The 12,625-nt window shown below is 39.3% G+C and carries 11 protein-coding genes and 1 pseudogene; 9 read left to right on the plus strand and 3 right to left on the minus strand.

Translation table 11 applies throughout. From position 1 onward, the window contains the following. Positions 1 to 361: 361 nt before the first annotated feature. From argC to J500_RS01615, 5 genes are all read left to right on the plus strand, one after another. Positions 362 to 1,417: an N-acetyl-gamma-glutamyl-phosphate reductase gene (argC, locus tag J500_RS01595; protein ID WP_171063275.1), complete on the plus strand. Its 1,056-nt coding sequence runs from the start codon at positions 362 to 364 to the stop codon at positions 1,415 to 1,417. 73 nt (positions 1,418 to 1,490) lie between these two features. After that, the gene (locus tag J500_RS01600) at positions 1,491 to 2,243 is read left to right on the plus strand and encodes a DUF6776 family protein (RefSeq protein WP_104794893.1); all 753 of its coding nucleotides are present in this window, start codon (positions 1,491 to 1,493) and stop codon (positions 2,241 to 2,243) included. 18 nt (positions 2,244 to 2,261) lie between these two features. Beyond that, positions 2,262 to 2,675, plus strand: coding sequence for an ATP-dependent Clp protease adapter ClpS (clpS, locus tag J500_RS01605; RefSeq protein ID WP_004997476.1), 414 nt, complete (start codon positions 2,262 to 2,264; stop codon positions 2,673 to 2,675). A 10-nt stretch (positions 2,676 to 2,685) separates the two neighbouring features. Continuing rightward, positions 2,686 to 4,962: an ATP-dependent Clp protease ATP-binding subunit ClpA gene (gene clpA / locus J500_RS01610; RefSeq protein ID WP_034697777.1), complete on the plus strand. Its 2,277-nt coding sequence runs from the start codon at positions 2,686 to 2,688 to the stop codon at positions 4,960 to 4,962. A gap of 3 nt (positions 4,963 to 4,965) precedes the next feature. Then, complete coding sequence (locus J500_RS01615; protein WP_034697778.1) at positions 4,966 to 5,325, plus strand: YnfA family protein; 360 nt, start codon at positions 4,966 to 4,968, stop codon at positions 5,323 to 5,325. 72 nt (positions 5,326 to 5,397) lie between these two features. Here the strand turns inward: J500_RS01615 and argF are convergent, their stop codons facing one another. Both argF and J500_RS01625 read right to left on the minus strand, forming a co-directional pair. Continuing rightward, on the minus strand, positions 5,398 to 6,303 hold the full coding sequence (gene argF, locus J500_RS01620; protein ID WP_004989252.1) for an ornithine carbamoyltransferase: 906 nt from the start codon (positions 6,301 to 6,303) through the stop codon (positions 5,398 to 5,400). A 102-nt stretch (positions 6,304 to 6,405) separates the two neighbouring features. Further along, positions 6,406 to 7,038: pseudogene (locus J500_RS01625) on the minus strand (TetR/AcrR family transcriptional regulator). 744 nt (positions 7,039 to 7,782) lie between these two features. Between J500_RS01625 and J500_RS01630 the strand changes: the two are divergent. From J500_RS01630 to J500_RS01645, 4 genes are all read left to right on the plus strand, one after another. Continuing rightward, the gene (locus J500_RS01630) at positions 7,783 to 8,676 is read left to right on the plus strand and encodes an amino acid ABC transporter substrate-binding protein (RefSeq protein WP_004989248.1); all 894 of its coding nucleotides are present in this window, start codon (positions 7,783 to 7,785) and stop codon (positions 8,674 to 8,676) included. 103 nt (positions 8,677 to 8,779) lie between these two features. Next, positions 8,780 to 9,622: an amino acid ABC transporter permease gene (locus J500_RS01635; RefSeq protein WP_004989247.1), complete on the plus strand. Its 843-nt coding sequence runs from the start codon at positions 8,780 to 8,782 to the stop codon at positions 9,620 to 9,622. 1 nt (position 9,623) lies between these two features. After that, complete coding sequence (locus tag J500_RS01640) at positions 9,624 to 10,301, plus strand: amino acid ABC transporter permease (protein WP_004989246.1); 678 nt, start codon at positions 9,624 to 9,626, stop codon at positions 10,299 to 10,301. A gap of 13 nt (positions 10,302 to 10,314) precedes the next feature. After that, positions 10,315 to 11,058 (plus strand): amino acid ABC transporter ATP-binding protein, encoded by a 744-nt coding sequence (locus J500_RS01645; protein ID WP_004989245.1) that lies wholly within the window; start codon positions 10,315 to 10,317, stop codon positions 11,056 to 11,058. Between the two features lie 114 nt (positions 11,059 to 11,172). Here the strand turns inward: J500_RS01645 and J500_RS01650 are convergent, their stop codons facing one another. Continuing rightward, positions 11,173 to 12,615 carry a DcaP family trimeric outer membrane transporter gene (locus J500_RS01650; RefSeq protein WP_004989243.1) on the minus strand — a complete coding sequence of 481 codons (1,443 nt, stop codon included), beginning with the start codon at positions 12,613 to 12,615 and terminating at the stop codon, positions 11,173 to 11,175. Between the last annotated feature and the right edge of the window lie 10 nt (positions 12,616 to 12,625).

A 12,625-nucleotide genomic window follows, 5' to 3' on the forward strand; every position in this document is an offset into this window, starting at 1 on the left:
ATCATTATTTAAACCTTCTTTATTTTTCTCGCGTATGGAGAAATAAAGGGGATTTATCAAAGAAGCCTATTTAAATTTTAGATTTAAATCCTTGTCATTTAACGACATCAAATACTTTTTAGAACTTATTTTGCGATTACAAAGTTTTATTCAGTTTAAAATGTCGGCTTTAGTTTCATTTTATGCCATCTCAATATAATGGCTAAAGTAATTTTTGACCAATGGTCGGATATGTGACAAATACTTTATTACAAGGCTAATTTGAAGCGCCTTTAAAAAGCTTTTTTTAGGTCTCTGAGTCGATTGTAGAAATCCGAGTAAACTGCCATACTATCCGCCATTCGGTTGAAATTTAGAGGTAATAATCGTGGTCTCTGTCGGAATTGTTGGGGGAACTGGATATACTGGCGTTGAATTATTGCGTCTTTTATTACGACATCCGCAGGTCACTGTTCGAGTCCTTACTTCACGTACTGAAGCTGGTAAACGCGTTGCCGATATGTTTCCAAGCCTTCGTGGTCATACTGATCTTGAATTTTCAGATTTGAATCTGGATCTATTAAAACAATGTGATGTGGTGTTTTTTGCTACACCGCATGGTGTGGCGATGCAACATGCAAAAGAACTGGTGGCAGCCCAGACTAAAGTGATCGATCTTGCTGCCGATTTTCGTTTACAAAATCTAGAACAATTTGAAAAATGGTATGGTTTGCAGCACAGTTGCCCTGATATTTTACAAAATTCAGCTTATGGTTTGACTGAACTTAATCGTGAGAGAATTAAGCAGGCTAGTGTAATTGGTAATCCAGGTTGTTATCCAACCACGGTACAGTTGGGTTTAGCACCGTTATTGAAATCTGAACAAAACTTAGTAAACCCTTCAAGCATTATTATTGATGCCAAATCGGGTGTATCTGGTGCTGGTCGTAAAGCGAGTATGGGCATGATCTACTCGGAAAATGCCGATAATTTTAAAGCCTATGGGGTGAGTGGACATCGCCATCATCCTGAAATTGTAGAAGCACTCGAAAATATTTCAGGTCAAAAGGGTGTCTTTGATCATATCGTGTTTGTTCCGCATCTGGTGCCGATGATTCGCGGTATGTTAAGCACTATTTATCTTGATTTGACTGAACAGGGTGCAAATACAGATATTCAAGCGCTTTATGAGCAATTTTATGCCGATGAAAAATTTGTAGATGTGATGCCACCAAATAGCTCACCTGAAACGCGCAGTGTACGCGGAGCAAATGAATTACGCATTGCATTGTACAAACCGCAACCCCATAAATTGATTGTACTATCGGTACAGGATAATTTAGTAAAAGGTGCTGCGGGGCAGGCTGTACAAAATATGAACCTGATGTTTGATTTTGCCGAAGATGCAGGTCTAACAGGTATTGGTTTATTACCATAAAAAACGCTTTTAAGCTTCACACACATTTAAATTTCGATTTAAATGTGTGCTTTGGTTCTATCTTCAAACAGAGATGGCGATGCAGAATACTGAACAAATAAATAATGATGATCTACACACACCCAAGCCATCATTTTGGCATACGAACAGACCCTTAGTGATTGGAGCGATTGTTCTGATTTTGGGTAGTGTTTCGTTGGGTTATACCGTTGGACATCGTCAAGGATTGACTGTAGTAGGTTACGATGCAGATGCGGAACAATTGGTTGAAGTGGTTCAAAAGCAGAAAACTGCTTTAGATGCTGTCAATAAAAGTTTGAATGCAACTGTACAAGAACGAGATGTTGCAGTGAGCAATGCCAATGATTTATATCAGGGGATTACTCAAGCAAAGAATGATAAGGCGCAAATGGAAGGTATGAGTGCGCTTTATCGTGAGATATTACGTCAACGAGGCGGTTTGAGCTTAACGATTCAAGATTTGGCAATTAAACCATTGCCTGAAAATGCCTTTGAATATCAGCTTGATTTGGTACAAGTTAGCCCAAATAAACGTCGTGCAACAGGCTCGGTAGAGATGCGTCTGATACAAGGTGATGAGATTTTAGTAGTGCCACTAGAAGACAACAATTTCAATTTTGATGATTTTGAACGTTTAACAGGACGCTGGACGATGCCTAAAGGTTTTACTCCGCAGTTTATTGAAGTTCGATTGACAGGAGCTACACCTGTTACCAAACGTTTTAGCTGGCAACGTGGAAAACCAGTTGAGGCGGAATCTGCTTTTGTTGCAGAAATCCCGCAAGCCGAAGCAAATGCAAATTAAGAGTGAATCAAAGAGTATATGCGAACCAATAAGCGACAAATTAGTTTAAAAGACGTGAAAGCTTCCTTTTACCAATCTGGATATGTCGATTGGCATATCAATCCGTGCTTAAGTGATTCGCAAAGTAACGAGCCAGAAGGTGATATTGCAGTACAAACTGCTGAGCCTCAGCTAAAACGTCCACCTCTATATGCGGTAGTATTGTTGAATGATGATTACACCCCAATGGACTTTGTAATTGAAATTTTACAACAATACTTTGCATTGAATCTTGACCAAGCCACTCAAGTAATGCTAACTGTACACTATGAAGGTAAAGGTGTTGCTGGTGTTTATCCGAGAGACATTGCGGAGACGAAGGCAAACCAAGTAAATAATTACGCTCGATCCCAAGGTCATCCATTACTTTGTCAGATCGAACCCAAAGATTAAAGGGGGTCGTATGCTCAGTCGTCAATTAGAAGTATCCTTACGTTTGGCTGTAAGCATGGCTCGTCAAAAAAGGCATGAGTTTCTCACTGTAGAACACTTATTGCTGGCTTTGCTCGATAATGATTCGGCTGTTAATGCACTTAAGGCGTGTGGCGCTGATATAGTTTCATTGCGTAAAGAACTAGAAGAATATGTAGAACAACATACACCGAAGCTTGGTGAAAATAACGACCAAGCTCCACATCCGACTGAAAGTTTTGACCGAATTTTACAGCGTGCTATTTTTCATGTGCAATCTAGTGGCGGTGATCGTACCGTTGAAGGTGCAGATGTATTAGTGGCGATGTATTCTGAACGTGATTCTTTTGCGGTTTATCTTCTAAAGCGTCATCAAATCAACCGATTGACCTTAACGCAGTATCTCTCTCATGGAACCCGTAAAGAAGATATTCAGGCAGAAGAAGAGGTTGAAGATATCGAAGGAGATGCTGCTTCATCTTCAAATGCAGGCCCTTTAGAACAATTTACGCTAAATCTCAACAACGAAGCGCTTAAAGGTAAAACAGATCCTCTGATTGGGCGTGAAAAAGAGATAGAGCGTACCGCTCAGATTCTTTGCCGTCGTCGTAAAAATAATCCACTGTTAGTGGGTGATCCTGGCGTGGGTAAAACCTCAATTGCAGAAGGTTTGGCATGGCTTATTGTCAATGGCAAAGCGCCAAAACCACTTGCAAATGCTGAAGTCTATAGTCTGGATATTGGCGCCTTAGTTGCAGGAACCAAATATCGTGGTGACTTTGAAAAACGCTTGAAACAACTGCTCAATGCGTTAAAGAAAAATCCAAATGCGATTTTGTTTATTGATGAAATCCACATGATTATTGGTGCAGGCTCAAGTATGGGCAGTACCATGGATGCATCTAACCTCATCAAGCCGGCATTAGCCAATGGTACTTTACGTTGCATCGGATCAACCACTTTTCAGGAATATCGTCAGGTTTTTGAAAAAGATCATGCATTATCGCGCCGTTTCCAAAAAGTCGATGTGAATGAAACAAGTATTTCTGAAACCATCGATATTTTACGCGGTCTTAAAACCAAGTTTGAAGATTTTCATCATGTTGAGTATGAAGATAAAGCTTTAGTTGCAGCAGTAGAGCTATCTTCCAAATTTATCAATGATCGTTTCTTGCCAGATAAAGCCATTGATGTAATTGATGAAGCTGGTGCACAGCGCCGTTTAAAAGCAGAATCAGACGATAGTTTGATTACCATTGAAAATATTGAAGATATTGTTTCTAAAATTGCCCGTATTCCACCGAAAACAGTCTCTAAAGATGATAAAGCAGTGCTTGAATATCTTGAACGAGACTTAAAACGCGTGGTGTTTGGTCAAGATGAAGCGATTAGCGCACTTGCTTCTGCGATTAAATTATCTCGCGCAGGATTAAAAGCACCAGATAAGCCTGTCGGTAGTTTTGTATTTGCAGGTCCAACTGGGGTGGGTAAAACAGAAGTCACCAAACAATTGGCAAAATTGTTAGGCGTGGAATTGGTACGTTTTGATATGTCGGAATATATGGAACGTCATGCGGTTTCACGTTTGATTGGCGCACCTCCAGGTTATGTAGGATATGATCAGGGTGGTTTGCTGACTGATGCGATTCACAAAAATCCACATTGCGTATTATTGTTAGATGAAATTGAAAAAGCGCATTCGGATGTATTTAATTTATTGCTGCAAGTGATGGATCATGGTGCATTAACGGACAACAATGGTCGCAAGTCTGATTTTAGAAATGTGATTATTGTTTTGACCACGAATATTGGGGCCGAAAGTATTTCAAGAACCAGTATCGGTTTCACTGAGCAAGATAATAGCAATGATAATCAGGAAGCGATGAAACGTGCATTTGCTCCTGAATTCCGTAACCGTTTAGATGGCGTTATTCAATTTAAAGCTTTACCAACTTCAGTGATCGAATCAGTGGTTGATAAGTTCTTGACCGAGCTACAAGCACAACTGGATGATAAAAAAGTAGTGCTTGAAGTTGATCAATCTGCTCGTGATTGGTTAGCCACCAATGGTTATGATCGTCAAATGGGAGCACGTCCGATGCAGCGTCTAATTCAGGAACATTTGAAAAAGCCGCTTGCTGAAATGATTTTGTTTGGTGAGCTGGCTGATCATGGCGGCAATGTCGCTGTTTCTGTGAAAAAAGAAGATGGTAAAGAAGTTGGATTACAGCTTTCTGTCTTTGAAGACCAAACGGCTGAGCCTGCTTAATCGATGCTAGAAGATTTCTCAATCACCCGAATACTCAGTGTATTCGGGTTATTTTTAATCACTGCTATTGCTGAAATATTGGGCTGCTATTTTCCCTACTTAATTTTAAAAGAGGGGAAAAGTACATGGTTATGGATTCCTACCATAGCTAGCCTTGCATTATTTGTATGGCTTTTAACCTTGCATCCAACTGCTTCAGGACGCATTTATGCTGCTTATGGCGGGGTCTATATTTTCACAGCGCTGATGTGGTTGCGTTTTGTTGATCAGGTTGCATTAACACGCTGGGATTTGTTGGGTGGCATCGTGGTTTTAATTGGTGCGAGTTTAATTATTTTGCAGCCGCAAGGTTTGATCCGATAATTGCTTTTAATTTTAAACATAAAAAACGCTGTTTTAAAACAGCGTTTTTTTACATCAAACATCTTATTTTGATTATTCGTTTAGCAAGAATTCCATCAATGCCTTTTGCGCATGTAGGCGATTTTCAGCTTCATCCCAAACCACAGAATTTTTATGATCTAGCATATGTTCAGAGATTTCTTCGCCACGATGCGCGGGTAAACAATGCATAAATAAGCAATCTGGATGTGCTATATCCATGAGTTTTTCATTGACTTGAAAGTTTGCAAAAGCCTGTTCGCGTAGCTTTTGTTCTTCTTCTTGTCCCATACTTGCCCAAACATCGGTCACAATCAAATCTGCATTGACGGCTGCATCTTCTGCATTGTCAAAAACTTCAACACAATGTGCAAATTCAGACAAAAATTCAGGTTTTGGTTCATAGCCTTTAGGTGAAGCAATTTTCAGTTTAAAGCCCATCATATGTGCAGCTTCAATATATGAATTACACATATTATTACCATCACCAATCCATGCCACAGTTTTACCTTCAATACTGCCACGATGTTCTTGATAGGTTTGTAGATCAGCTAAAAGCTGACAAGGATGGTGATCATCGGTTAAGCCATTAATCACGGGCACTTTAGAGTACGAAGCAAATTGTTCAACAATTTCATGCCCAAAAGTACGGATCATGACAATATCAAGCATGCTTGAAATAACACGGGCAGAATCTTCAATCGGTTCACCGCGACCTAATTGGGTATCACGTGGTGAAAGAAAAATTGCACTGCCACCAAATTGATTAATTCCAGCCTCAAAAGAAATACGGGTACGTGTACTTGATTTCTCAAAAATCATTCCTAGAACTTTACCAACAAAAGGCTGAAATATCTGTTTCTCATGCTGTAAGCGTTTTAGTTCACTTGCACGAGCTAAAATGCGTTGAAGTTCTGAAGAAGATAAGTCACGTAAAGTTAAGAAATGCCGTAGAGCCATGGTTACTCCACAATAATTGTTGTTAAACAACAATTAGTTGCTGATAAATGAACGAAAAAAGAATCGAATACTATACTACACGTGATTGAAAATGCAAAGAAATTAGCTGATTCTATGACCGTTTAAAAAAACATCAACGCAATATTCGATATGATCCAAAATTTCCTGATCATCAATTTTCATGGGAACGCCCATCGTCACTTTCCATTCAATATTACGTAAAATACCAAAATACATAATTGCAGAATGAAGCGGTTGCGAACAGTTGATTTTGCCTTGTTGAGTCGCTTGTGCCAAAGCACAAGCTATTGTTTTTTGAACGTATTCAGGGCCTCTTTCATGAAGATACAAAGCCAACTCTGGATCACTTTGCGAGCGTTCAATGACAAGACGCATAAAGGCTGCATTTTCTACACAGGTAATTTTCTGATAAAACCCAATTAAAGTCTGGATGAGATAACTTCTCAAATCCTCATGACTATTAAACGCCACACATATATTTTTAAAAAAAAGTTCACGTCTGTAGTCACAAATGGCCTTAAAAAGACCTTCTTTACTACCAAAATATTTATAAATAGACGCTTTTGAACCACCTGCATGATGGACAATATCATCCAGAGATACCGCATCGTAACCACGTTCCTAAAAAAGCTCCGTTGCACTGAGCAAAAGTGCCAAACGTCGTTCGTGACCTCGTTTGGTTTGTGGAAGTTCGCAACAGGCATTTGGAATCATAAGGAAGTTAGTTCTCTACATAATAAATTGAATATTTAAGACATCAAATATTCAAAAAAACAGTATAGCAAAAAAACTCAATGCTGACTGTAAAGACGGTTTACAGTGCAGTGAGAGACTCTATCTATATGGTTTCAAATATGAATAAATCAACGATATTGTGATGATCATCAGCTCATAATCTATAAATGGTATTCATCTTCAGTTTTCAAGAGCGCTTTTCACAAAAGAGAGCATGCAGAGTCAACGTGCCATGGAGTTGTTTATTAAAAGTCTATATTTCTAAACGCACAATTCAGGTAAGGATGATTGATAAAGAGAATTAAACAATAGGTGCTTTTAAAATTTGACAAAAATGTAGCGTAATTTTATAGGCGATGAAATTGCTCCAGAGATGTCAGTGATGTTGGTTTTTGTGTTGAAATGCTCATTGATGTTGCATTTTTTTAAATTTGTGCACAATTGAGACGTATTTTTTTAAGATGATTTAAATAAACTGTTTAAAAAAAAGACACTTAAGCTAAAAACAACCATAACTAAAACTAAAGTATAACAAAAAAGGAATTTTTTAACCTTTTCATTTTTTTTCAAAAGCGTATAAAAAGAGCTATTATCAATCGATAATAAGTAATAATTAAAAGTTGGCTTGATAATTGCAACTAGGAAAAACAGGCTCATCCTTTAGTATCGTTGAATAATACAAATAGATACCAAAGGAGGAGAACTTATAATCAAGGAGTTTTTATGAAACATTCAGCAACCTCATTACTTGTATCAGCACTTATGGTTTTTACAGTCGGAGGAGCAACACAGGTTCAGGCTGCCGATACTTTGGCAAAAATTCAAAAAAGTGGAAAAATTGTGATTGGACATCGTGAATCTTCCGATCCAATTTCTTATGTTGTTGGCGGTAAACCAGTCGGTTATGCAGTAGATATTTGTAATAACTTTGCCAATGAAATCAAGAAAGATCTTAAGATGCCAAATCTTAAAGTAGAGTATAAGGCGGTTACTTCATCTACCCGTATTCCTGAACTTTTATCAGGCAATATTGATATGGAATGTGGAACGACGACTAACTCGAAACAACGTCAAGAGCAGGTTGGTTTTTCGACTAACTATTATGCAACAGAAGTGCGAATGGCGGTTAAAGCTAATTCAGGCATTAAGAGTCTTGCTGATTTAAACGGTAAAGCAGTGGTAACGACTCAGGGTACAACCTCTGATAAATACATCAAAATGAATGAGCGTGGTCAAAAAATTAATGTGCAAAACATTTATGGTAAAGATCATGCGGACTCCTTTGCAATGATGGCTTCTGGCCGTGCAGCAGCATTTGTCATGGATGATAATATTCTTGCAGGACTTATTGCCAAGTCTTCGAATCCAAAAGAGTTTGCCATTGTAGGGCCAGTTCTATCTTCTGAACCTTATGGCATCATGATTGCAAAAGATGATCCAAAATTTAAGGCGGTGGCCGATCGTACCGTAAAAGGAATGTGGAAATCTGGTCAGATGGATGCTTTGTATAAAAAATGGTTCCAATCTGCGATTCCTCCTAAAAATACCAATCTGAACATGCCACAAAGTCAGTCGTTCAAAAAATTAAAAGCGAATCCTACAGATGCAGGTATTTAGCACTGACTTTTAACTCTAAATAAGGGTAGGTTAATTGTTGGCTCATGTAGTGAATTTAGCTGCATGAGCTGTGCTTTTTTGAACTTTAATAAAAGGGGCAGCTATGTCAGTTGGCTCATTAAACTGGACTGCATTTTGTGCTGAATCGAATGAATATGGACTGGATAAAGCTGCGTGGGCTGAGTCTGTCTGTAAAGCATTAGGTAGCGCAAGTTATTCTCCTTACGCCGATGCACCTACATGGCTTCAAATGTTAGGTTCAGGCGTATTTACCATGGTTTGGACATCATTTGCTGCATTTTTGATTGCATTTTTCTTGGGCTCATTACTCGGCATTATTCGAACTTTACCTAATAAGCCTTTAGCATTTATTGGGAATTGCTATGTTGAGATTTTTCGTAATATTCCTTTAATCGTACAGCTTTTCTTCTGGGCTTTTGTATTTCCTGAGTTTTTACCAGATAGTTTGAGTTCAGGCAGTGGAGATATCGTTGCGGGAGGTTGGTGGAAAAATATTTTAAACACGCATCCTGCTGTTATTGGTGTTTTTGCGTTGGGACTTTATACGGCCGCGCGAGTTTCTGAACATGTTCGTGCAGGTATTAGCACAGTCTCACGTGGTCAAAAATATGCGGCGTCTGCGCTGGGTTTTACCACAGGACAAAGCTATCGCTATGTAGTTTTACCTGTTGCATATCGTATCGTTTGGCCAACAATTACATCTGAAGCCATGAATGTATTTAAGAACTCAGCGGTGCTGTATGCCTTAAGTGTATTGAACTTCTTTGCTTATACCAAAACCATGCGTGAAGAGACTTCTCAGGATATTGTGATTCTCATTTTATCTACACCTGTTTATCTCATCATTACCTATGGCATTAAATTTGTGATGGCATGGATTGAAAAAAGAATGGCTGTGCCTGGTTTAGGTTCAGGAGGGAAGTAATATGGACTTTAGTTTATTACAAAATCCTGATGTGATTCATGCATTAAAAGAAGGTTTTATTTTTACCCTGACGGTGACAGTCCTATCGATGATTGGCGGCATCCTGATTGGTACACCTTTGGCAATGATGCGTTTATCCAATAACTTTGTGGCACGTAATTTTGCCAAGTTTTATGTGGATGTTTTTCGTGGCATTCCACTGATTCAGGTCATTTTTATCTTCTATTTTCTGTTGCCAAAAGTGTTTGCCTTCCAATCAGATACCTACTGGGGCCCACTTTTTTCCAGTGTGGTAACGTTTGCGATTTTTGAAGCTGCATTCTTTTCAGAAATTGTGCGTTCGGGTATCCAGTCTGTCTCTAAAGGTCAGGTGAATGCAGGTTATGCATTGGGTTTTACCTACGGTCAATCCATGAAATATGTGGTGTTACCACAGGCTTTTCGCAATATGTTACCTGTACTTTTGACACAAACGATTATTTTATTTCAGGATATTTCACTGGTTTATGTCATCAGCGCACCTGACTTTTTAGGTCGTGCCGATACACTGGCGAATACCTATGGGCCTGAAACTAAAGCAACTTTTTATTTTATTGTAGCACTGGTTTATTTCTGTAGTTCGTTCTTGCTTTCGCAACTCGTGAAACGATTACAGCAGAAAATTGCCATCATTCGCTAATTGGAGATTTTAAATGCCAATGATAGACATCCAACATATCTCTAAATGGTATGGTGATTTTCAGGTTTTAACAGATTGCACTACCAGTATTGAAAAAGGTGAAGTGGTTGTGGTTTGTGGGCCTTCAGGTTCTGGAAAATCGACATTGATTAAAACAGTTAATGCATTGGAACCGATTCAGGAAGGTAATATTTTGGTAGATGGCGTGTCATTACGCGATCCTAAAACTAATCTTGCCAAATTTCGTTCCAAAGTCGGAATGGTCTTCCAGCATTTTGAACTCTTTCCCCACATGACAGTGCTTGAGAATTTAACTGTGGCTCAAGTTAAGGTGCTCAAGCGTTCATCCGTTGAAGCACGTGAAAAGGGAATCAAGTATCTGGAACGGGTCGGTTTACTGGCTCACAAAGACAAATTTCCAGGACAGTTGTCTGGTGGTCAGCAGCAACGTGTCGCGATTGCGCGTGGTCTTTCGATGGATCCGATTTGTATGTTGTTTGATGAGCCTACATCTGCGCTTGACCCTGAGATGGTCGGTGAAGTTTTAGAAGTCATGATGCAGCTTGCAAACGAAGGCATGACTATGATGTGTGTAACGCATGAAATGGGCTTTGCCAAACGTGTATCGAATCGCGTCATTTTTATGGATGAAGGTAAAATTCTGGAAGATTGTGCGACTAGCGAATTTTTCGGTAATTTACATGCACGTCATGATCGTGCCAAATTATTTTTAGACAAGATCCAGATGATGCATTAAGTCTATGTAGTTGAAAGGAGAGCCGAGATATCGGCTCTTTTTTATTGCTTAAATATAAAGATTTGTAATAAAAAACCACAGAATATATCTGTGGTTTTCTAAATCGCAAAAAACCTAGAAGTTATATTTAGCCATCAAGTTTAGACGTGAATAATCACCATCGTCTGATTTATTTGGATCAAGCTGTTCAAAAATCTTACGTTGACCATAGGTATATTCCACACCCAAATCAATCGCTTTGGTTGGACTATAGAATGAATTGACGATGATGTTATACAACGTTTTATTCAAGCCATCACGGGTTGCTGCCGTAGTTGCTGCACGTGAAGCAAAATCAGCGTAGCCATTGTCGTCTTTATACCAAATACCGCCCGCAGCAATCGTTGATCTCAGTTTTGGACTCCATGTACGTGAATATCCAATCAGGCCAGAGTTAAACTCACTTTCTGAAATATTCAAGCTACCATCAGTATTGCTTGAAGCAACATAAGCAGGGTTGCCATAAAGTAAATAACGGTTATCACCCTTAACATGATAGTAGTTAGCAAATACGGTATCTACATCGGTAATTTTATATTTTGCGCCTAAACCAATCCCCCAGCCCAGTTTCTCTTCGTCGTTACTGTCATTGCTTGAGATACGATTTTCATGCAAAAGTGCATGTGCTTGAACTAAGAATTTATTATCAGCCGTTTTAAAATCATAACGTGCAGTGAATGCAGGAAAACGGTTACCACCACTTGAGGTGACACCATTTGCATTCACTGTGGTATTGCCTGTGGTAATGTTATCCACATCACCGCCTTCTAATGCCAGTAACAGTTTTTGATTGGCATCAATTGGCTGAGTATAACGAACCTGAACGGTACGTGTTGATCCATAGCCCATTGGGCCATTGAAGTCGACTGTTTCAGGTGCGGTATCAACGTTTACAAATGGAGAAGTGGTTTGACCTGCCAACCATTTTCCAACATTAACATAGGCATGACGAACACGTAATGATCCCGTTCCGTTTGTGCCAGACGAGCCCATAAAGTCGGCTTCAATTTTACCAGTAATCTCACCAATATCACTTGGACGAGAGAAATCCAATCCAAAACGAGTCGTTGCCGCAGTCACATTCAGTGCATCTTCGGTCGCATTGGCAGAGTTTAAAGGAACTTTGTTGGTTGGGTTATTGATATTGGTGGTATCCGCATTGGTACCTTTAAAGTCATAAGTCGCATCTGCACGGACGCTACCATAAAGTTTAACCTGAGTTTGACCATCTGGTAGAGTGAACCAACCTGGTTTTGTATTAGCAGGCGCAGGTGCGGCAGGAGCTTGTGCCACGACCACCGCAGGTGCAGAAGCCACAACCACTGGACGTGCTTTTTGCTCTGCCACGATTTGTTTCTGAGTTGCCGCCTGTTGTTGAATTAATGCGCGAAGTTCTGCGACTTCTGCACGTAATTGTTGAATTTCTTGTTGTTCACTTGCTGCTGCAAATGTTGGAAGTGAGATTGTAGAGAGTCCTAATGTACTCATACAGAGTACTAATTTATTAAGTTTGATCACGATAACTCCA

It is taken from the genome of Acinetobacter sp. 479375 (assembly GCF_000581715.1).
GTDB lineage: Bacteria > Pseudomonadota > Gammaproteobacteria > Pseudomonadales > Moraxellaceae > Acinetobacter > Acinetobacter ursingii.

Coding starts and splice junctions, on each gene's coding strand:
- J500_RS01630 (WP_004989248.1), top strand. CDS start 7,783: ATGAAACATTCAGCAACCTCATTACTTGTATCAGCACTTATGGTTTTT.
- argF (WP_004989252.1), bottom strand. CDS start 6,303: ATGGCTCTACGGCATTTCTTAACTTTACGTGACTTATCTTCTTCAGAA.
- J500_RS01640 (WP_004989246.1), top strand. CDS start 9,624: ATGGACTTTAGTTTATTACAAAATCCTGATGTGATTCATGCATTAAAA.
- J500_RS01645 (WP_004989245.1), top strand. CDS start 10,315: ATGCCAATGATAGACATCCAACATATCTCTAAATGGTATGGTGATTTT.
- J500_RS01600 (WP_104794893.1), top strand. CDS start 1,491: ATGGCGATGCAGAATACTGAACAAATAAATAATGATGATCTACACACA.
- clpS (WP_004997476.1), top strand. CDS start 2,262: ATGCGAACCAATAAGCGACAAATTAGTTTAAAAGACGTGAAAGCTTCC.
- J500_RS01635 (WP_004989247.1), top strand. CDS start 8,780: ATGTCAGTTGGCTCATTAAACTGGACTGCATTTTGTGCTGAATCGAAT.
- clpA (WP_034697777.1), top strand. CDS start 2,686: ATGCTCAGTCGTCAATTAGAAGTATCCTTACGTTTGGCTGTAAGCATG.
- J500_RS01615 (WP_034697778.1), top strand. CDS start 4,966: ATGCTAGAAGATTTCTCAATCACCCGAATACTCAGTGTATTCGGGTTA.